Annotated in this window: 20 protein-coding genes; 4 read left to right on the top strand and 16 right to left on the bottom strand. The window is 63.0% G+C overall.

Going from position 1 to position 19,152, the window contains the following annotated elements:
• Window positions 1–52: 52 nt before the first annotated feature.
• From FQ705_RS26795 to ndk, 6 genes are all read right to left on the bottom strand, one after another.
• Window positions 53–682, bottom strand: coding sequence for a tetratricopeptide repeat protein (locus tag FQ705_RS26795; RefSeq protein WP_144146255.1), 630 nt, complete (start codon window positions 680–682; stop codon window positions 53–55).
• 88 nt (window positions 683–770) lie between these two features.
• Window positions 771–2,108, bottom strand: coding sequence for a histidine--tRNA ligase (gene hisS, locus FQ705_RS26790; protein ID WP_144146252.1), 1,338 nt, complete (start codon window positions 2,106–2,108; stop codon window positions 771–773).
• A 20-nt stretch (window positions 2,109–2,128) separates the two neighbouring features.
• Window positions 2,129–3,445 (bottom strand): flavodoxin-dependent (E)-4-hydroxy-3-methylbut-2-enyl-diphosphate synthase, encoded by a 1,317-nt coding sequence (ispG, locus tag FQ705_RS26785; RefSeq protein ID WP_144146249.1) that lies wholly within the window; start codon window positions 3,443–3,445, stop codon window positions 2,129–2,131.
• Window positions 3,446–3,532: 87 nt separating this feature from the next.
• Window positions 3,533–4,660, bottom strand: a complete 1,128-nt coding sequence (locus FQ705_RS26780; protein ID WP_144146246.1) for a RodZ domain-containing protein — start codon at window positions 4,658–4,660, stop codon at window positions 3,533–3,535.
• A gap of 217 nt (window positions 4,661–4,877) precedes the next feature.
• Window positions 4,878–6,029 carry a 23S rRNA (adenine(2503)-C(2))-methyltransferase RlmN gene (gene rlmN / locus FQ705_RS26775; RefSeq protein WP_144146243.1) on the bottom strand — a complete coding sequence of 384 codons (1,152 nt, stop codon included), beginning with the start codon at window positions 6,027–6,029 and terminating at the stop codon, window positions 4,878–4,880.
• A gap of 174 nt (window positions 6,030–6,203) precedes the next feature.
• On the bottom strand, window positions 6,204–6,629 hold the full coding sequence (ndk, locus tag FQ705_RS26770; protein WP_144146240.1) for a nucleoside-diphosphate kinase: 426 nt from the start codon (window positions 6,627–6,629) through the stop codon (window positions 6,204–6,206).
• A 295-nt stretch (window positions 6,630–6,924) separates the two neighbouring features.
• Here ndk and FQ705_RS26765 point away from each other — a divergent pair, with 295 nt between their 5' ends.
• Entirely contained in the window at window positions 6,925–7,623 is a 699-nt protein-coding gene (locus FQ705_RS26765; protein ID WP_144146237.1) for a Bax inhibitor-1/YccA family protein, read from the top strand.
• Between the two features lie 114 nt (window positions 7,624–7,737).
• Here FQ705_RS26765 and FQ705_RS26760 read toward each other — a convergent pair whose 3' ends face one another.
• From FQ705_RS26760 to FQ705_RS26715, 10 genes are all read right to left on the bottom strand, one after another.
• Window positions 7,738–8,511: an MBL fold metallo-hydrolase gene (locus tag FQ705_RS26760; protein ID WP_144146234.1), complete on the bottom strand. Its 774-nt coding sequence runs from the start codon at window positions 8,509–8,511 to the stop codon at window positions 7,738–7,740.
• 7 nt (window positions 8,512–8,518) lie between these two features.
• The gene (gene bamC, locus FQ705_RS26755) at window positions 8,519–9,658 is read right to left on the bottom strand and encodes an outer membrane protein assembly factor BamC (RefSeq protein ID WP_144146230.1); all 1,140 of its coding nucleotides are present in this window, start codon (window positions 9,656–9,658) and stop codon (window positions 8,519–8,521) included.
• A gap of 131 nt (window positions 9,659–9,789) precedes the next feature.
• Complete coding sequence (gene dapA, locus FQ705_RS26750) at window positions 9,790–10,707, bottom strand: 4-hydroxy-tetrahydrodipicolinate synthase (protein ID WP_144146227.1); 918 nt, start codon at window positions 10,705–10,707, stop codon at window positions 9,790–9,792.
• Between the two features lie 43 nt (window positions 10,708–10,750).
• A complete protein-coding gene (locus FQ705_RS26745) occupies window positions 10,751–11,350 on the bottom strand; it encodes a class I SAM-dependent methyltransferase (protein WP_144146224.1) in 600 nt (199 codons plus the stop codon).
• 17 nt (window positions 11,351–11,367) lie between these two features.
• Entirely contained in the window at window positions 11,368–12,570 is a 1,203-nt protein-coding gene (locus tag FQ705_RS26740; protein ID WP_144146221.1) for a tryptophan--tRNA ligase, read from the bottom strand.
• A gap of 6 nt (window positions 12,571–12,576) precedes the next feature.
• Window positions 12,577–13,239 (bottom strand): site-2 protease family protein, encoded by a 663-nt coding sequence (locus FQ705_RS26735; RefSeq protein ID WP_144146219.1) that lies wholly within the window; start codon window positions 13,237–13,239, stop codon window positions 12,577–12,579.
• Between the two features lie 47 nt (window positions 13,240–13,286).
• Window positions 13,287–13,922 carry an L-threonylcarbamoyladenylate synthase gene (locus tag FQ705_RS26730; RefSeq protein ID WP_144146216.1) on the bottom strand — a complete coding sequence of 212 codons (636 nt, stop codon included), beginning with the start codon at window positions 13,920–13,922 and terminating at the stop codon, window positions 13,287–13,289.
• 151 nt (window positions 13,923–14,073) lie between these two features.
• Window positions 14,074–14,904 (bottom strand): 3',5'-nucleoside bisphosphate phosphatase, encoded by an 831-nt coding sequence (locus FQ705_RS26725; RefSeq protein ID WP_186308009.1) that lies wholly within the window; start codon window positions 14,902–14,904, stop codon window positions 14,074–14,076.
• A gap of 101 nt (window positions 14,905–15,005) precedes the next feature.
• A complete protein-coding gene (locus FQ705_RS26720; protein WP_144146210.1) occupies window positions 15,006–15,890 on the bottom strand; it encodes an alpha/beta fold hydrolase in 885 nt (294 codons plus the stop codon).
• Between the two features lie 98 nt (window positions 15,891–15,988).
• Window positions 15,989–16,990, bottom strand: coding sequence for a ferritin-like domain-containing protein (locus FQ705_RS26715; protein ID WP_409934734.1), 1,002 nt, complete (start codon window positions 16,988–16,990; stop codon window positions 15,989–15,991).
• A gap of 185 nt (window positions 16,991–17,175) precedes the next feature.
• On the opposite strand from FQ705_RS26715, the gene FQ705_RS26710 reads away from it, so the two are divergent.
• Genes FQ705_RS26710 through FQ705_RS26700 form a run of 3 tightly spaced genes read left to right on the top strand, consistent with a single transcriptional unit; the run spans window position 17,176 to window position 19,119 of the window.
• On the top strand, window positions 17,176–17,700 hold the full coding sequence (locus FQ705_RS26710; protein ID WP_144146207.1) for a gamma carbonic anhydrase family protein: 525 nt from the start codon (window positions 17,176–17,178) through the stop codon (window positions 17,698–17,700).
• Between the two features lie 49 nt (window positions 17,701–17,749).
• On the top strand, window positions 17,750–18,700 hold the full coding sequence (gene hslO, locus FQ705_RS26705) for an Hsp33 family molecular chaperone HslO (protein ID WP_144146204.1): 951 nt from the start codon (window positions 17,750–17,752) through the stop codon (window positions 18,698–18,700).
• A gap of 26 nt (window positions 18,701–18,726) precedes the next feature.
• Entirely contained in the window at window positions 18,727–19,119 is a 393-nt protein-coding gene (locus FQ705_RS26700) for a hypothetical protein (protein ID WP_144146199.1), read from the top strand.
• The last annotated feature ends 33 nt before the right edge of the window (window positions 19,120–19,152 follow it).

The following is a 19,152-nucleotide window of genomic DNA, read 5'->3' as shown; positions in this document are numbered from 1 at the left end:
TGAGTTAAAAGAGACCGGTTGGTCGTTGCATGCGGCGCACTGCCGGCGGCGGTCAGCCGCCCAGCGCGTCCAGCTTGAACTGGATCAACTGACGTGCCGAGCTATCGTTTTTCGACAGCGAGTCGAGCGCGAGCTTGTAAGCCGCGCGCGCATCGTCACGCTTGCCTTGAGCCGCGAGCAGATCGCCGCGACCATTGGCCGCGAGACCCTTGAACGCGTCGGACTGCGGTTCGGCGAGCAAGGCGAGACCCTGATCGTAGGCCTTGTCGTCGAGCAGCAGCGAAGCCAGACGCAGCCTGGCGATCTGCTTGAACTCGTCGTCCTTCGCGTGATCGATGGTCCATTGCAGCTGCGCCTTGGCGCCCGCTTCGTCGCCTGCGGCGTACATTGCCTTGGCGGCGCCCAGTGCGGTCATCTGCGCATACGCGGTGCCGCTGAACTTGTCTTCCATGTCGGTGGCAGCGCGCGTGACCAAAGCCTTGTCGCCCGATGCCGCGGCTTGCTGCACCTGGTCATAGAGCACGGCGGCTTCCGCCGCCTGATGACGCTGCCAGTAATTCCAGCCGTTCCAGCTGGCTGCGGCAACGAGTGCCACCAGCACCACCCACGTGGATGCATTGCCCCACTGCGTCCACCATGCTTTCAGACTTTCAATCGATTCTTGTTCGTCGTGGTAACTCATCGCCCGGCGATTTCCTCTTTCTTGATACGTGTGCTTGTCGAGCCAATTCGGAGCCAATCAATAACCAACAGGCTCGACGACATCGCGATCAGTCGTCGCCGTCTTCGGCGGTTGCAACCATCGCATTGATTAGAAATTCGGTCAAGTCTTCGGCGGGCACGTTATGTTGCTCGTTTTTACCGCCGTTACTCGTGTCGCGCAGCGGCTTGACACCGACCGTACCGTTGGCGATCTCGTCTTCGCCGAGCACCACCGCGAAGGCGGCGCCGCTCGCGTCGGCACGCTTCATCTGCGATTTGAAGCTGGCCGTCTGACCGTCGGCGCTGCAATGCAGGATCACGTCGAGACCCGTATCGCGCAGACGCTCGGCGATGATGAAGGCCTGCTCACGTGCCGCGTCGCCCTGATGGACCACGTACACGTCGCAACCCTCGTCTTCCGGCACGAGTTGGTCTTCTTTCAGCAACTCGAGAATCCGCTCGACACCCATCGCCCAACCGCACGCGCCCGTCGGCTTGCCGCCGAGCTGCTCGATCAGCGGGTCGTAGCGACCACCCGCGGCGACGGTGCCCTGCGCGCCGAGCTTGTCGGTCACCCATTCGAACACGGTCAGATTGTAATAATCGAGACCACGTACGAGACGCGGATTGATCGTGAACGGAATGTTGTTTGCCTTCAGAATGCGCTGCAAACCTTCGAAATGCGCGCGCGATTCTTCGCCGAGAAAATCGATCAGCCTGGGCGCGTTCTGCGCGACTTCCTGCATGGCCGGATTCTTCGTGTCCAGCACGCGCAACGGATTCGTGTGGAGACGGCGTTTCGCTTCTTCATCGAGCACGTCGATGTGCTTTTCGAGGTAGGCGATCAGCTCGACACGGTGAGCCGCGCGCTCATGCGCGAGACCCAGCGAATTGAGTTCGAGCTTGATGCCCATCAGCCCGAGGTCGTCCCACAGACGCTGGCACATCATGATGATTTCAGCGTCGGTGTCCGGCCCGGCAAAGCCCAGCGCTTCCACGCCGACCTGATGAAACTGGCGATAACGACCGCGTTGCGGACGCTCGTGACGGAACATCGGACCGATGTACCACAGACGTTTCGGGCCGTCGTACAGCATGTTGTGCTCGATCACCGAGCGCACCACCGCTGCCGTATTTTCCGGGCGCATCGTCAGATTTTCACCGTTGAGCGCGTCCGTGAAGCTGTACATCTCTTTCTCGACGATGTCGGTCACTTCGCCGATACCGCGCTTGAACAACTGCGTGTGCTCGATGATCGGCGTGCGGATATTCTGGTATCCGTACGAACGCAGCATCGACTTGACGGTGGCTTCGAAAAATTCCCACAGCCCGGCTTCCTGCGGAAGGATGTCGTTCATGCCCTTCACGCCGGACAACTTCTCGAGCTTTTTCTTCTGTTCAGTCATCTGTCTTCGATAGCCGATATTTAGTTGAGCGCTTCAGCGCGGCCATAGCGGCGCTCGACGTAGTCGCTCACGATTTGCTGGAATTCTTGTGCGATGTTATCGCCGCGCAGCGTTTTGACCTTCTCGCCGTCGATGAACACCGGCGCCGCCGGGTTCTCGCCCGAGCCCGGCAAGCTGATGCCGATATTGGCCTGCTTCGACTCGCCCGGACCGTTGACGATGCAGCCCATCACCGCGACGTGCATTTTCTCGACGCCAGGATATTGATCACGCCACACCGGCATCTGCGTGCGCAGATAGGTCTGGATTTGCGAAGCCAGTTCCTGGAACAGCGTGCTGGTGGTACGGCCGCAACCCGGGCACGCGATCACCATCGGCGTGAATGAGCGCAGACCCATGGTCTGCAGGATCTCCTGGCCGACGATCACCTCGCCGGTGCGCGGGCCGCCCGGTTCCGGCGTGAGCGAAATACGGATCGTGTCGCCGATACCTTGCTGCAACAGAACCGACAAAGCGGCGGTGGACGCCACGATGCCCTTCGAACCCATGCCCGCTTCGGTCAAGCCGAGGTGCAGCGCGAATTCGCAACGACGCGCGAGTTCGCGGTACACGGCGATCAGATCCTGCACGCCGCTGACCTTACACGACAGGATGATCTTGTTGCGCGGCAGGCCGATTTCGACCGCACGCTCTGCCGAACCGATCGCCGACTGGATGAGCGCTTCGTACATCACGCTTTGCGCTTCCCACGGCGTGGAGCGCGCCGCGTTTTCGTCCATCATCTTGGCCAGCAGATCCTGATCGAGACTGCCCCAGTTGACGCCGATCCGCACCGGCTTGTCGTACTTCGCAGCGGCTTCGATCATCTGCGCGAATTGCGTGTCGCGCTTCGCGCCATGGCCGACGTTGCCCGGATTGATACGGTATTTGGACAACGACTCCGCACAGCCCGGATAGTCACGCAACAGCAAGTGGCCGTTGTAGTGGAAATCGCCCACCAGCGGCACCGACACGCCCATGCGGTCGAGCTGCTCGCGCACGGCCGGGACGGCCGCCGCCGCTTCCGGCGTGTTGACCGTGATACGCACCAGTTCCGAGCCGGCTTGCGCCAGTTCCTTGATCTGGATCGCGGTGCCGATCGCGTCCGCGGTGTCCGTGTTGGTCATGGACTGTACGCGCACAGGTGCGTCGCCACCGATCGTGACGATCTGGCCACCCCAACGGACGTCTACCGCGTGCGACCTGCGCCGCGCGGCCTGACCGCCGAACACCGGCTCGTTAGAAACGATTTTGCTACTTGATTGGGATTGAGCTTCGGATTGCATCGAAAAACCCATTTAACGCCGCATGCGCCACACAAAAAACGTGACGCCTGAATTGAAAAAGCGCCGCGGTCCGGATGGCCGCGGCGCCCACCATGTCTGTCAAGGCAACGCGAAGCGCGCCACGTTACCCTTTGCCGACGAATACTTCGACGGATCGACCGGCTCGCCGTCGAGTGTCAATGAATCGAGCCCGGCCCTGTTGCCAACCGTGACCTTGAACGGACCTTCACCCGTTACTTCTTTGGTATCGCCTGCGTGCACGAGGCCGGAGAATACTTCCTTGCCACTCTTGTCACGCACGCTGAACCAGCTGTCCTGCGACACGCGCAACGCGATGATTGCCTCACCCGCGGCCGGCGTGACTGCCGCCGGGGCACTGGCGCCGGTCGTAGCCGCCGCCGGCGCGCTTGCAACCTGTGCCGCCGCGGTCGTCGCGACCTGAGCCGGCGAACCCGCTTTTGGAGCAGCCCCATTTGCCGTCACGGGCGGTACCGACGACGGCGCCGTGCCGGTGGCCAGCGGAGCGGGCATCGGGATCGCCGATGCTGCGTTATCCGTCGCGGCCTGCGCGTCCGGTGTCGACGCAGCGTCTTCCGCCGTCGCGTCCGAGCCCGCCGCCGGACCCTGCGCCACCGCGCCTGATGCGCCAGTCGCGCCGCCTGCAGCACCGCTTGCGCTCGCCTTCAAACGGGCCAGCCAAGCCGACGAATCGCCGCCATTGGTATGCCACATGCCGAGAGCAATTACGGCGACGATCACAGCCGCCACGCCCCACAGCCACGAACGGCTCTTCTGATGACCACTGCCGCCGAGCGACAGCGACACGCGGCCACGCGGCAAGTCCTTCCCGGACGACGCCGGCATCGACAGATCCGGCGCGGGCACGCCCTTCTCGCGGCGCAATGCCTGAGTAAACGGTGCGGGATCGGCGCCAAGCATCTTGGCGTAACTGCGCACGACGCCGAGCGCAAAAGTCGTATCCGGCAAGTGGCTGATATCACCCGATTCGAGCGCACGCAGCTTGACGGCGGACACTTTGAGGCGGGCCGACACGTCTTCGATCGACCAGCCCTTCGATTCACGCAATTGGGTCAAGCGCGCGCCCACCGCAGCCAGCGAGTCCATGCCCGGTTGCACTACAGGCTGCACCGCCGCCCGGGCGACCGGCTCCGGATGGCTTTCGTTTGTGTCTGTCTCGTGCGGCTGCGGGTGCTGCGACTCACTCATCCCAAATCCTTTCGCGTCGATTCTTTTTCACTCGTGCGACTGGGACGGGCTTGAGCCTCACATCCGAATCGCAGACCGTTTATAACAAAATGTGCGGCCTTGTGTGCCGCTTCCGATCGCTTCTGCAAACTTTCTTTTCAATCGCCGGGCGGCCTGTCAGCTTTTCGAGCACTCGCGGAGCTTTCGTCGACCGCCGTTGCTCCGCCGCCCCACTCGATTACACGGCACGAACCTCGATCACCTTCGCCGCCTTCCCGGTGCGCTCAGCGAGACGGGTACGGTCTTTCACCGCACCGGCCAACTGACCGCAGGCAGCGTCGATATCATCGCCGCGTGTTTTGCGCACCGTGGTGACGACGCCCGCGTCCATCAACACTTGTGCAAATCGCTTGATCTGTTCCGGTTTCGAGCGGAACAGGCCCGATTCCGGGAACGGATTGAACGGAATCAGATTGAACTTGCACGGCACATCGCGCGTGACGGCCAGCAGTTCGCGTGCTTGCGCTTCGCTGTCGTTCACGCCGTCGAGCATGCAATATTCAAACGTAATGAAATCGCGCGGCGCGACTTTCAGATAACGCTGGCAAGCCGCCATCAGTTCGCGCAGCGGATACTTCTTGTTCAGCGGCACCAGCATGTCGCGCAGTGGATCGCTGGGCGCATGCAGAGACACCGCGAGCGCCACCGGCAATTCGGCGCCGAGCCGATCCATCATGGGCACGACACCCGAGGTCGACAACGTGACACGCCGACGCGACAGCCCATAGGCGTTGTCGTCGAGCATCAGCCGCATGGCCGGCACGACCGCGTCGTAATTGAGCAGCGGCTCGCCCATACCCATCATGACCACGTTCGTGACGACCCGATCGCCCTTGCCGTCGCCGCCCGTGGCACGACCACCATCGCCACCGCGCGTCGCGCGCAGCGCAAACTCCGCCATGCGCAGCTGGCCGATGATTTCACCGGTGGTGAGATTGCGGGAGAAACCCTGCTTGCCGGTCGAACAGAAGCGGCAGTTCACCGCACACCCTGCCTGCGACGACACGCACAGCGTGCCACGCGTTTCTTCGGGGATGTACACGGTTTCAACTGCATTACTGTTGCCGACGTCGATCAGCCACTTGCGTGTGCCGTCGGTCGAAATATTGTCGCTGACGATGCCCGGCATCGAGATCGTGGCGCGCCCTTTGAGCTTTTCGCGCAAGGACTTCGCCAGATCGGTCATGCCGTCGAAGTCGGCAGCGTTGTATTGGTGAATCCAGCGCTGCAATTGCTTGGCGCGAAACGGCTTCTCGCCCAGGCTGTCGCAGTAAGCGACGAGCCCTTGGGCGTCGAGGTCGAGAAGGTTGACGGTGGAACTGCTCGTCATATCGAATCCTGCCATTTCAGTGCGAGACTGCGTTCATGCAACAAGCTGCATGAACGCAATGCCATTCGCGCCCATTCCTGCTGCTTTTACCTTACTACTTTGGCGGGCGATTCGTGCGATAAATACAATTGGCCACACGAATCGCGCCGTGGCGCAGAGGCCTGACGCGCGGGATTAACGCGAGTAAACGTTCACTTGCGGGAAGAAGAAAGCGATTTCAACCGCAGCCGTTTCAGCAGCGTCGGAACCGTGCACGGCGTTCGCGTCGATGCTGTCGGCGAAGTCAGCGCGGATGGTGCCCTTGTCGGCCTTCTTCGGATCCGTTGCACCCATCAGATCGCGGTGCTTCAGAATGGCGTTTTCGCCTTCCAGCGCCTGAACGACCACCGGGCCCGAGATCATGAAGTCGACCAAGTCCTTGAAGAACGGACGTGCAGCGTGCACGGCGTAGAACTTCTCTGCGTCAGCGCGCGACAGGTGAACCATGCGTGATGCCACGATCTTCAGGCCCGCGTTTTCGAAACGGGTGTAGATCTGGCCGATCACATTCTTGGCCACTGCGTCCGGCTTGATAATCGACAGGGTGCGTTCGATCGCCATAAAAACTCCAAAAAATTAAGAGGTTACAGATTCAAATGAATCCGCTATTGTAGCATGTTCCCGTGTATGATTGCGATTGAACCCTTACAGCATTGAAAGACTCCAAGCAGGAGTTTCCGAATACTGGTAGCGTAGGTCCTGCGGTGTTTTTCGAGGGATTGAAACTCCCTGCCACCGCGCCAATCTTAGGGTTGTGTAGTTCACGATCGTCGGCAAAAATCGCCGCGGCACTACACGACTCGCTACCACCCGCTTCACAACCATACGCATCACGCTTCTGAGGTAAGGAGAGACCATGAACGATCATCCGTATAGCTTTGGCCGCAATGGCGCAGTCAGCACGGTCGAGACGCGTAACCGCGTGCTACGGAACACCTACTGGCTGCTCGCGCTGTCCATGATTCCGACGGTGCTCGGCGCGTGGGTGGGCCTCGCCACCGGCTTCTCGCTGTTTGCCGCCACCAGCCCCGCCATGAGCATGCTGGCGTTCTTCGCGATCGCGTTCGGTTTCATGTTCGCGATCCAGAAGACCAAAGACAGCGCCGCCGGCGTCTTCGTACTGCTAGGCTTCACGTTCTTCATGGGCCTGATGCTGTCGCGCATCCTGAGCTTCGTGCTCGGTTTTTCCAACGGCCCGTCACTGATCATGCTCGCCTTCGGTGGCACTGGTGTGATCTTCGCGTCGATGGCCACTATCGCCACGGTCAGCAAGCGCGACTTCTCGGGTCTCAGCAAGTGGCTGTTCATGGGCGTGGTCGTGCTGCTGCTGGCTTCGGTCGCGAACATCTTCCTGCACCTGCCGGCGTTGATGCTCACGGTTTCCGTGCTGGCCATCGTGATCTTCTCGGCCTACATGCTGTTCGACGTCCAGCGCGTCGTGAACGGCGGTGAAACGAATTACATCACCGCCACGCTCGCGATCTACCTGGATCTGTACAACGTGTTCGTGAACCTGCTGGCGCTGCTCGGCATCTTCGGCGGCAACCGCAATTAAGTTTTGTCGAGGGCGCGGTAGTCGAAACGCCCGTCGGAAAAAAAGCCCATAGCGAACAGTCGTTATGGGCTTTTTTCATTGCACGACCCGCCGGGCAGGCTTGTCACGCACGAATCACAGGCTCAACCACGCAAAACCCTCGTCCTGCGACGCCACCACCACCTCGGTCGGCGCCGCGCCCAGCACGCCGGCCATCGCCGCCTGCGCCAGTTCGGGCAGATTGTTCTGCTGACTCAAATGCGCCGCCACCAGATGCTTGAGACGCGACCGTTCAAGCGACGCCAGGATGTCTGCCGCCGCGTCATTGTTCAAATGCCCATGATTGCCGCCGATACGTGCCTTCAACGATTGCGGATAACGGCTGCCCGCCAGCATGCGCACGTCGTGATTGCATTCGAGCACCAGCGCGTCGCAACCGCTCAGGACCGAACTGATATGCGGCGTGGACGTGCCGACGTCGGTCAGCACACCGAGCCGGCTTGCGCCGTTCGAGAGCACGTATTGCAGCGGCTCACGGGCGTCGTGAGGAACGGTGTAAGGGAGGATGCTGAGATCGCCGATCGCCACCGCTTCGTCGCCCCACAGCACCTGCAGGTCGACATCGGCTTCGTCGGCGCCTACCGCGCGGGCGGTGCCCCAACTCATGTAGAGCGGAATCGACCACTTGCGCGCCAGCGTCAGCGCGCTGCCAATGTGGTCGCTATGTTCATGTGTGATCAGAATCGCGTCGAGACCTTCGACACTCGCGCCGAGCCGCGTGAGACGGCGCTCGACTTCCCTGGCTGAAAAACCGCAATCGAGCAGCACGCGCGTGGTGGTCGCGCCGCTTTGCGCTTCCACCAGCAAGGCATTGCCTTCACTGCCGCTGCCGAGACTGGCGAAGCGCACGGCCCGCTTAGTTGAGTTGCGCGTGCAGCAGCGTCACGATGCGCTGCGCGTCGGACGAGTTATCCACCTGCCCGTTCGAGTCCAGCACCGCTACCTGCGTCACTGCGTCGCCCTTCGAGCGCACGTTGACGAGGAATTCCTGACCCGGCTTCTTCGCCGAATTGCCGCTGTAGAACAGCTTGCCGAACAGGCCGTCTTTCTTCAACTCCTGCATCGAGTCGGCGTAGCGCACGTAGTAAATGCCCTTCGAGCGATCGCGGTTGTCGACGGTGAAGTTGGTGCGGTCGAGCGCCAGACCCACGCGCAGCCAGGCACGGTCGAACGATTCCTGCAGATCGAGCGTCGAGACGCCTGCGGTCTGGTCGATCGTGGCCGGCGCGACTGCCGGACGCGCATCGGTCAGCAGTTGCTTCGATTGCGCTTCGGTCAGGCCGAACTTCTGCGTCAGCTTCGTGAGGAACAGCGCTTCGAGCGCGGGATCACGCGGACGCTCTTCCCAGCGCGACGACGTCTTGTCCTGGCCGGTCAGCACTTCTTCCATCGCGCTGTGCGTGATCGAGATATCGGAGGTGTCCGACGGCCCACGCGACACGAGCGTGCGGAAGCTGTCGCGGGTGCCCGACGAATACGCGAAGTCGATCACCTTGCCCACCGTACGGCGGAACCAGTCGTCCGGAATGTTGGCGCGGTTTTCAGCCCAGTCGGTCGTCATGATGCCGGTGGCCGGCGCGTCGGTTTTCAACGCGAAGCCGTTTTCCTGCCAGAACTCCTGCAATTGCGGCCAGAGCTGTTCCGGCGTGCGGCCGTCGACCACCAGCCAGCGGCGATCGCCATCGCGCTCGATGTGCATGCCCAGCGGGTCTTGTGCATTCGGCTGACCTTCGGTGGCGTTGCCGGCTGCCGTAATCGCGCGCTGCGGCGCGCCGCCAAGGTTCAGGTTGGTCGGGGGCGCCACGTAACGCTGATCGGTCGGCGTGGTGCTGAGGTCGCCGGGAACGGCCAGCGGCGGCGCGCTACCCGCGCCCTTGTAATTGACGCGGTCGGAAGCAAACCAGTCGTTCAGCGAGTCACAGCCGGCGAGCGTCACCAGGGCAAGCGCCAGCGCCGCCATGCGGGTTGCGTGGAGGGAAAGTGCGGAACGTTTCATGAGGTCCTTCGTGATGCTGGAACGCGTTGCCTTGGTTCTGTGTGCCGGGAACGTGGGCGGGATCGACGTCGGTTTAAGGGAGTGCCGGTGGCAGTCTTGGGTTGGCGCTGTGGGTGCCGCGGTCGATCCGCTTAGCCCAGCAGGCCCGCGTCAAGCAGCGCGCCGCGCACCACGTCGTGGTATTGCGCGTCGAGCGGCGTGAGCGGAAGGCGGATTCCGCCCTGCACACGACCCAATTGCTGCAACGCCCATTTCGCCGGAATCGGATTCGATTCGATGAACAGGTTCTTATGCAGCGACAGGAGTTTCAGATGAATCTCGCGCGCGGTCTTCGCGTCTGCTGCAAGGGCAGCCTTGCAGAGATCGCTCATGGCGCGCGGCGCGACGTTCGCGGTGACCGAAATATTGCCGTGGCCGCCGAGCAGCATCAGCGCGATCGCGGTGGGATCGTCGCCGCTGTAGATGCCGAAGTGCGCGGGCGCCGACTTGATCAGATGCGCGGCGCGATCGATATTGCCGGTCGCTTCCTTCACACCGATGATGCCCGGCACCTGCGCGCAACGCAGAATGGTTTCGTTGCTCATGTCGGCCACGGTACGGCCCGGCACGTTGTACAGAATCACCGGCAGATCGACGGTTTCGGCGATCTTCGCGAAGTGGCGATAGATGCCTTCCTGGGTCGGCTTGTTGTAGTACGGCACGACCTGGAGCGTGGCGTCCGCGCCGACGTCTTTAGCTTGCTGCGTGAGCTCGATGGCCTCGGTGGTGGAGTTGCCGCCCGAGCCCGCGATCACCGGAATCCGGCCCGCTGTGTGTTCGACTGCGGTCTTGACCATCAGCACGTGCTCTTCGACCGACAGCGTGGCCGATTCGCCGCTCGTGCCGACCACGACGAGCGCGTTCGTGCCCTCTGCGACGTGCCAGTCGATCAGTTTGCGAAACGCCGGCAGATCGAGACTGCCGTCTTCGAGCATCGGGGTGATGATGGCAGGAATGCTGCCGCGAATCTGAACGCTGCTGGGGTTGCCGCTGTGGTTGCCGTTAGTCATGAAACGCCATGAATTTGATCAGGTAAACCGCGATTGTAGCGGATTAGCCAGCCAACTCGTAACAAGGAGGAGGGACCGCTTGCGAGGGGTTGGCTGGACGCTCCGTCTCCAGAATCGCGCAGATGCGCTGGACATAGGCCGGGCGCGGCTGCGCGAGAAAACCGTCCTGATAGGCGACCACCCGCAAGTGGCCGTGCACGCGCTCGAGAAGCTCGCCCGGCGCGAGCAGGAACGCGGGATTGGACGGTTTGCCGACGCTTTCGTTTCCTTGCGCGAAGGTCTCGTAAACCAGTACGCCGCCGGGCGCGAGCGCGCTCAAAAGCTGCGGAAAGAGTGGCCGGTGCAAATAATTCGTGACCACGACGGCCGCGAATGTCGCCTCGGCGGGCAACGGCCACGCGCCGCCTTCGAGATCGGCCGTGAGCGGGGTGACGAGGGGCTCGTCGAGCAAGGTTTCGAGCGCGGCCGAATCGCGGTCGACAGCGGTCACCGGATGCCCCAGCGAGGCGAAATACCGGGCATGCCGCCCCGCTCCCGAAGCCACATCCAGCACAGCGCCGCGCGCGGCGACCAGATGCGCCCAATGCCGCACCCAGCGCGACGGTTCGCCCAACCCATGCAGGTTTGCAGCCGGTGTACTCATCGCTTTAGCAACGCCGCTCAGTTGTACGACAGGCCCATGGCCTCGCGCACGTCACGCATGGTTTCGGTGGCGAAGCGGCGCGCCTTGTCGCAGCCGTCGGCGACGATCGCACGCAGCAGCGACGGGTCGTCCATGTACTTCTGCGCACGTTCGAGCATGGGTTGCTGTTCGCGCAGAATGCCTTCGATCACCGGCTGCTTGCACTCGAGGCAACCAATGCCGGCCGTGCGACAGCCCTTCTCCACCCACGCGTGAGTGGCCTCGTCCGTGTAGACCTGGTGCAACTGCCATACCGGACACTTGTCCGGATCGCCCGGATCGGTGCGGCGCACGCGCGCCGGATCGGTCGGCATGGTGCGCACTTTCTTCGTGATGGTTTGCGCGTCTTCACGCAAACCGATCGTATTGCCGTATGACTTCGACATCTTCTGGCCGTCCAGACCGGGCATGCGCGACGCCTCGGTCAGCATGGCCTGCGGCTCGACCAGAATGAGCTTGCGCGAACCTTCGAGGTAGCCGAACAGACGCTCGCGGTCGTTCATCGACAGACTCTGCGACTCCTGCAACATCGCCCGCGCCTGTTCGAGTGCTTCGTCGTCGCCTTCCTGCTGATAGGCGTTGCGCAACTCGTGATACAGCTTGGCGCGCTTGCCGCCGAGTTTCTTCGCGGCGTCGTTGGCCTTCTGCTCGAAGCCCGGTTCGCGGCCGTACAGATAGTTGAAACGCCGCGCGATTTCACGCGTCATTTCGACGTGCGGCACCTGGTCTTCCCCGACCGGCACGAGCGAGCCGCGATACAGCAGAATATCCGCCGCCATCAGTACCGGATAGCCGAGAAAACCGTAAGTGGACAGGTCCTTGTCCTTGAGCTTTTCCTGCTGCTCCTTGTAGGTCGGCACGCGTTCGAGCCAGCCGAGCGGCGTGCTCATACCGAGCAACAGCGCGAGCTCCGCATGCTCCGGCACCTTGCTCTGGATGAACAGCGTGGCCTGCGCCGGATCGATGCCGGAAGCGAGCCAATCGATCAACACGTCCCACACGTTCTTTTCGATCACCTCGGGTGTTTCGTAGTGCGTGGTCAGCGCGTGCCAGTCGACCACGCAGAAGAAACACGGGTACTCGGACTGCAGCCGTACCCAGTTTTTCAGCACACCGTGATAGTGGCCGAGATGCAGCGACCCGGTGGGCCGCATGCCGGAGAAGATACGGTCTGGGTACATGGCTATTTAGAAAAGCGAAACAAGGGGAGTCAGAATGGCGGTGATCGCGCCGTAGCCGATCGTGACGAGCGGATTGAGCCAGTAACGCGTCAACGTGCCCGTCATCACCAACGCCATCACGATGAAAAAACCGTACGGTTCGAGTCGCGACAGCGTAATGGATTGGCGCGGCGGCAACAGCGCCATCAGCACGCGCCCGCCGTCGAGCGGGGGCAGCGGGAAAAGATTGAGCACGCCGAGCACGAGGTTCACACCGACGCCCGCGCCGGCCATACGCGTGAAAAACGGTTCGTCGATACTCAGCACCGCGAGCGCGACGCCGAACACACCCCAGATGATCGCCTGCACGAAATTACACGCCGGCCCCGCCGCCGCAACCCACAGGCTGCCCCAGCGCGGATTACGCAGATTGCCGAAGGCGACCGGCACCGGTTTCGCGTAGCCGAACATGAACGCGCCGCTGGTGGCGAAGTACAGCAGCAAGGGAATCGCAATCGTGCCGAGCGGGTCGATGTGGCGCATCGGATTGAGGGAGACGCGGCCGAGCACGTAAGCGGTGTTGTCGCCGAGCCAGCGCGCGACATAACCATGCGCGGCCTCGTGCAACGTAATGGCGAAAATCACCGGCAACGCGTACACCGCAATGGTTTGTATCAGGGAAGAATCCATATCTCTCTATTGTAACAACGCGCTGACGGGCGTCTGTCCGCTACCGCTCATGCCGTTTCTTCGAGCCCGAACGGCGCCAGCGAGCCCCGTCCCGGACGCACCAGCACCGGCTCGGCGCCGGTCAGATCGATCACGGTGGAAGGCTCGCACACGCACGGACCGCCGTCGATCACCAGATCCAGCTGCTTTTCCAGCCGCGCGCGAATTTCTTCCGGGTCGTTCAGCGGCTCGGTTTCGTCCGGCATGATCAGCGTGGAACCGAGGAGCGGCTGGCCGAGTTCTTCGAGGATCGCCAGCGTGATCGCGTGATCCGGTACGCGCAGGCCGATGGTCTTGCGTGACGGATGCGACAGCCGCCGCGGGACTTCCTTGGTGGCCTGCAGCACGAACACGTAAGGACCCGGCGTGACGGATTTGATCAACCGGTACTGGCGGTTGTCCACCATCGCGAAATTGGCCAGCTCCGACAGATCGCGCACCAGCAGCGACAGCAACTGCTTCTCATCAAGTCCGCGAATCCGCCGCAGACGCTCGACCGCATCTTTATCGTCGAGCCGGCAAGCGAGCGCGTAGCTCGAATCGGTCGGCAAGGCAAGCACGCCGCCCTCCTTGATGATCTGCACGGCCTGCTTGACGAGGCGCGGCTGCGGGTTATCTGGATGAAGCCGAAAGTATTGGGACATGGTGTCTAACGATGGCTGCGGAAAAACGGCAGGTGAACCGCGAGTGAACGACGGGCGAGCGACGAATGAAGAACAGCGGTGAGTCGCGATTGAACGGCAGCTGAGCAGCCAATATGCGCGCCCGACGTGCCGCCACGGCACGTGCAGGCGATCACAGCCAGCGTTCCCAGACAGGCTTCAGATCCGCGGGCAGCGGCGGCAGCGTGCCGAGGTCGACGCGCCCTTCTCCGGGCGCGTGAAAGTCCGACCCGCGCGACGCCTCGAAGCCGAAGCGGCGGGCCACGTCGGCATACTCGCGATATTGATCGGGGGTGTGACTGCCGGTCACGACCTCGATCGCCTTGCCGCCGAGGTCGATGAATTCGGCAAAAAACGCATCGAATTCGACCGGCGAATAGGCGTAACGACCCGGATGCGCGACGATCGCCTCGCCGCCGGCGGCCTTGATCCAGCCAACGGCATCGGCCAGTTTCGCCCAGCGGTGCGGGATGTAGCCCGACTTGCCGTCGCCGAGATAACGGGCGAACACATCTTGCGTGGAACTGCAGTAACCGCTTTCGACCATGAAGCGCGCGAAATGCGTGCGCGAGATCATGTCGGGATTCGATACGTATTTAAGCGCGCCCTGATAGGCGTCGGGGATGCCGAGCGTGGCCAGTTGCTCGCCGATGGCTTCGGCACGCGCCGCGCGGCCGCTGCGAGTGCGCGCGAGGCCGTCGATGAGCACCGAACTGGTCGGATCGATACCCAAACCGACGATGTGCACGGTGCGCGAGGCCCACGTTACCGAAATTTCGACACCGCTCAGATAGGCCATGCCGAGCGCTTGCGCTTCGCGGCGCGCCTCCTGCTGGCCGCCGAGTTCGTCATGATCGGTCAGCGCCCACAGCGTCACGCCGCCCGCGTGCGCGCGGCGCGCGACTTCGGCCGGCGCGAACTGGCCGTCGGAAACGGTGGAATGGCAGTGTAGGTCGGCGTTCATCGTCGTCATGAGAAGGGTCTACGACCATTTTACTGCAACGCAGTAAGTGGACGCAGGCCTATCTCGCGCAACTCTCCGAACCCGCATACGTCATGAGCCGACTAGGCGCAGAAACCCTCGATCAGCGCGGCGACCTGCTCTGGCTGGTCGTGATGGACCATATGCCCGGCTTCGTCGATGATTTTCTCGCGCCAGTCCGCAAACGCCTGGAAGCGCGCCTTGAATTCGTCGAGGGGGATGTCGCCCGCGATCTGCGCGAGCGTCGGCGAACTGGCGGCTTCGATGTGCAGCACTTTGGCGCTGACCTTGCGCCACGTGGCCATGACTTCGTCGAGGCGATACAGCGCCGGGCCGCGCAGCTTGTGCGCCGGGTCGGCGAGCAGCATGAAGCGCCCTTTTCCGTCGGGCTTCGACCAGTGCTGGGCGAGATACTGCGCACGCTGCGGAGCGAGGCGCGGATTGGTCTTGATCAGGCGGCCGGCCACCTCGTCGAGCGACGCATAGCGCTTCAGTTGCGGCGGATCGCGCAGTTCGTCGAGCCAGCTGCGCAGCCGACCGGGCGCCTGCGCCGAGTGCGACGGCGCAAGGCCGAAGCCCTCCAGATCCACCACCCGGCGCACCCGCTCGGGCCGCACACCCGCGTACACACAGGCGATATTCGCGCCCATGCTGTGGCCGACCAGATTCACTTCGCCGCTCGGCGCGTAGTGATCGAGCAAGGCGTCGAGGTCGGCGAGATAGTCCTGAATCCAGTAATTGCCGCCGCCGTGCTCGGCCACCGGCCAGTCCGACAGGCCGAAGCCGCGCATGTCCGGCGCGATCACCTGCCAGTCGCCGCCCAGGGCATCGACGACGAACTGGAACGACGCCGCGACGTCCATCCAGCCGTGCAGCATGAACAGGATGGGCGCATCGGGGTTGCCCCAGCGCCGCACATGCAGACGGATGCCGCGCACGGCGATGAAGTCGGACTGGGAGGTGTTCATGAACGGCACGCCCAAAAAAAGAATGATCGTTCGATTATAACGAGATAGTCGGTGGATGCGGGATGCGGGATGCGGGATGCGGAAGCGTGGACGAGAACTCAGTCCGGCGCGGCCGGCAGCGTTGGCGTCGGCGTCGGCGTTGGCGTTGGCGTTGGCGTTGGCGTTGGCGTTGGCGTTGGCGTCGGCGGCTGACCATCGAACCCCGCGAGCGCCGTCAGCGCGGCCAGTTCGGCCTCGTCGAAACCCGCATCGCGGCGCGCTTCGAAATTGAACGGACCGCGTAATTTCGGTGCGTGATACTGCTCGGACAGACGCGCGTAGGCCTCATGCGGATCGAGGCCGCCTCTTTCGCACAGGTGACGAAACCAGCGATTGCCGATCAGCACATGGCCAATCTCGTCGCGCAGGATTACGTCCAGGATGGCCGCGGAGGCGTGATCGCCCGCCTGCTGCAGCCGGGCGCGAATTGGCGGCGAAGCGTCGAGCCCGCGCGCTTCGAGGGTACGCGGCACGAGCGCCATGCGCGCCAGCACGTCACCACGCGTGCGCTCGCACATGTCCCACAGCCCGTCGTGGGCCGGAAAGTCGCCGTACACGTGACCGTACTCCGCGAGACGCGCGCTCAGCAGCGAGAAGTGATAGGCCTCTTCGGCGGCGACCTTGAGCCAGTCGATATAAAAACCGGCAGGCATGCCGGTAAAGCGCCAGACCGCATCGAGCGCCAGGTTGATCGCGTTGAATTCGATGTGAGCCAGCGCGTGCAACAGCACGGCACGCCCTTGCGGGGACTGCATGCTGCGGCGCTTCAACTGGCGTGGATCGACCAGATCGGGCAACGCCGGACGCCCTGGCAAACCCGCGGGCTCCTCGAATGTGACGTCCACGGCACAAACCGCGCTGCCGTCAAGCACGCTGTCGTACAGCGCGCGGGCCGCTGCCGCCTTGGCGACGGGATCGATCTCGCGCAGCGCGGCCAACGCGGCGCGGCGCGCGCATCGACCCTCGGGCTGCGCGGCATCGGCCGCGAGCGCCGAGGGTGCCGACACAGGTAGCGGCGAAACCAACAAATCGGCTGAATTCGACAAAGGGATGGACATCATGGCAGGCAGATCGGAAAGCGGACGGCCGCCGTGAGCGGCCCAACCACACAACCGTTTACAATACTCGATTCGACCGTCAAACGCGCCGGATGCGCTGGCCACGCGGGGCATCCCAGCGGCGGCGGCGTTTCGGGCCATTGGCAGCCCCATCCCGCCAGCCCGGCGACCGATCAGGAGGAGACACTGTGACCATTTACAAGCTTGGCGAAGCCGCCCCGACCATCCATGAAAGCGTGTTCGTCGCGGATTCGGCCAACATCATCGGCAATGTGACGCTCGAAGAGAACGCCAGCGTGTGGTTCGGCGCGACGATTCGCGGCGACAACGAGCCGATTACCATCGGCGCCGGCAGCAACGTGCAGGAAAATGCCGTGCTGCATGCCGACCCCGGCTTTCCGCTGACGATCGAGCAGAACGTGACGGTCGGCCATCAGGTCATGCTGCACGGCTGCACCATCAAGGAAGGCTCCTTGATCGGAATTCAGGCGGTGGTCTTGAATGGAGCGGTAATCGGCCGCAACTGTCTGGTCGGAGCGGGCGCCATCGTCACCGAAGGCAAGGTGTTTCCCGACAATTCGCTGATTCTCGGCGCGCCCGCCAAAGTGGTGCGCGAACTGACCGAGACGGATATCGCCAATATGCAGCGCGGCACGGCAAGTTATGCCGGGCGCCGCGAATATTTCAAGGCGCAGCTCGTGCGCATCGGCTGATCAGCCGGGCGCGCGGCCTCAGGCTGCGCCATTCGACCGAGGAAAAGTTGTGAGCGACCAGTTGCAAAAATTCATGTTCAGCGCGGCGCCCGTGCGCGGCGAGATCGTTTCGCTGCGCAATACGTGGCAGGAAGTGCTGACGCGCCGTGACTACCCGGCGCCCGTGCGGACGATTCTGGGCGAAATGATGGCCGCGTGCGCGCTGCTGTCGGCAAATCTCAAGTTCGACGGCACGCTCGTCATGCAGATTTTCGGCGACGGCCCGGTCAAGATGCTGGTGGTGCAGTGCGGCTCCGATCTGTCGATGCGCGCCACCGCCAAGCTGTCCGGCGAAGCCGGCAATACGATCGAAGACGGCGCGTCGATGATCGAACTGCTCAACGCGAGTGGCCACGGCCGCTGCGTGATCACGCTCGACCCGAGCAACAAGCAACCCGGTCAGCAGCCGTATCAAAGTATCGTGCCGCTGTCGGGCGTGGACGGCCCGCTCAAGTCGATGTCCGAAGTGCTCGAACACTACATGCATCACTCGGAGCAGCTCGACACGCGCATGTGGCTCGCCGCGAACACCGAGCGCGCGGTCGGTATGCTGCTGCAAAAGCTGCCGGGCGACGGCGGCATCGTTCCGCATCCGGGCGACCTGGACGCGGATACGTGGGAGCGCGTCTGCACGTTGGGCGGCACGCTGTCGCAGGACGAACTGCTGAAGGAAGAACCGGAGACGGTGTTCCGTCGCCTCTTCTGGCAGGAAAACGTGCAGCATTTCGAACCGGCCACGGCGCGCTTCGAATGCACCTGCTCGCGCGAAAAAGTGGGCGCGATGCTGAAGATGCTGGGTCGCGAAGAAGTGGATGGCGTGCTCGAAGAACGCGGTCACGTAGAGATCCATTGTGAGTTCTGCAACCAGCGTTACGAGTTCGATCCGGTCGACGTCGCGCAACTTTTCGTCGCCAATGCGCTCTCACAAGGTGTGACGCCGGCTGCCGATCAACGGCACTAAAAGCGGCGCGTCGTTGGAGATCGAGCATGAACCACCCTACTTCGCCTGTCCGTTTCGTGCGCAGCTTCGCTGTATTGGCGGCCGTCGCCGGCAGCGTTGCGCTGAGTGCGTGTGTGATGGACCCGCCGGGTCCGTCGCCGATCTATAGCCGTCTGCCGGCCGACCAGTCGGGCGCGCCGAATACGGCCCAGCCGCTGACGCCTCAGGAGCGTCAGCGCTACGACGCGATCGACCAGCAGGTGATGGTCGAGCAAAATCAGGCGATCGCCGCCGAAAACGCTGCCCAGGCCTATTCGCGCTATTACTCGCCACCGGTCAGCGTGTACGGCAGTTATTACGGTGGCGGCGGTGGCTGGGGACACGGCGGTGGGTGGGGTACAGGCATCGGGGTGAGCTACGGGCCTTATTGGGGCTGGTAAGCCCCGTAGTCGTCGAAACGCATGAAGCAAAAA

Source organism: Paraburkholderia sp. BCC1884 (assembly GCF_900996225.1).
Classification (GTDB): Bacteria; Pseudomonadota; Gammaproteobacteria; order Burkholderiales; family Burkholderiaceae; genus Paraburkholderia.
This window is presented reverse-complemented; position numbering and strand designations above follow the sequence as displayed.

Coding starts and splice junctions, on each gene's coding strand:
- dapA (WP_144146227.1), bottom strand. CDS start 10,707: ATGACTAACGGCAACCACAGCGGCAACCCCAGCAGCGTTCAGATTCGC.
- bamC (WP_144146230.1), bottom strand. CDS start 9,658: ATGAAACGTTCCGCACTTTCCCTCCACGCAACCCGCATGGCGGCGCTG.
- FQ705_RS26730 (WP_144146216.1), bottom strand. CDS start 13,922: ATGTCCCAATACTTTCGGCTTCATCCAGATAACCCGCAGCCGCGCCTC.
- FQ705_RS26725 (WP_186308009.1), bottom strand. CDS start 14,904: ATGAACGCCGACCTACACTGCCATTCCACCGTTTCCGACGGCCAGTTC.
- hisS (WP_144146252.1), bottom strand. CDS start 2,108: ATGACTGAACAGAAGAAAAAGCTCGAGAAGTTGTCCGGCGTGAAGGGC.
- FQ705_RS26780 (WP_144146246.1), bottom strand. CDS start 4,660: ATGAGTGAGTCGCAGCACCCGCAGCCGCACGAGACAGACACAAACGAA.
- FQ705_RS26715 (WP_409934734.1), bottom strand. CDS start 16,990: ATGATGTCCATCCCTTTGTCGAATTCAGCCGATTTGTTGGTTTCGCCG.
- FQ705_RS26745 (WP_144146224.1), bottom strand. CDS start 11,350: ATGAGTACACCGGCTGCAAACCTGCATGGGTTGGGCGAACCGTCGCGC.
- FQ705_RS26735 (WP_144146219.1), bottom strand. CDS start 13,239: ATGGATTCTTCCCTGATACAAACCATTGCGGTGTACGCGTTGCCGGTG.
- ispG (WP_144146249.1), bottom strand. CDS start 3,445: ATGGGTTTTTCGATGCAATCCGAAGCTCAATCCCAATCAAGTAGCAAA.
- ndk (WP_144146240.1), bottom strand. CDS start 6,629: ATGGCGATCGAACGCACCCTGTCGATTATCAAGCCGGACGCAGTGGCC.
- FQ705_RS26740 (WP_144146221.1), bottom strand. CDS start 12,570: ATGTACCCAGACCGTATCTTCTCCGGCATGCGGCCCACCGGGTCGCTG.
- FQ705_RS26700 (WP_144146199.1), top strand. CDS start 18,727: ATGAACCACCCTACTTCGCCTGTCCGTTTCGTGCGCAGCTTCGCTGTA.
- FQ705_RS26765 (WP_144146237.1), top strand. CDS start 6,925: ATGAACGATCATCCGTATAGCTTTGGCCGCAATGGCGCAGTCAGCACG.
- FQ705_RS26720 (WP_144146210.1), bottom strand. CDS start 15,890: ATGAACACCTCCCAGTCCGACTTCATCGCCGTGCGCGGCATCCGTCTG.
- FQ705_RS26795 (WP_144146255.1), bottom strand. CDS start 682: ATGAGTTACCACGACGAACAAGAATCGATTGAAAGTCTGAAAGCATGG.
- rlmN (WP_144146243.1), bottom strand. CDS start 6,029: ATGACGAGCAGTTCCACCGTCAACCTTCTCGACCTCGACGCCCAAGGG.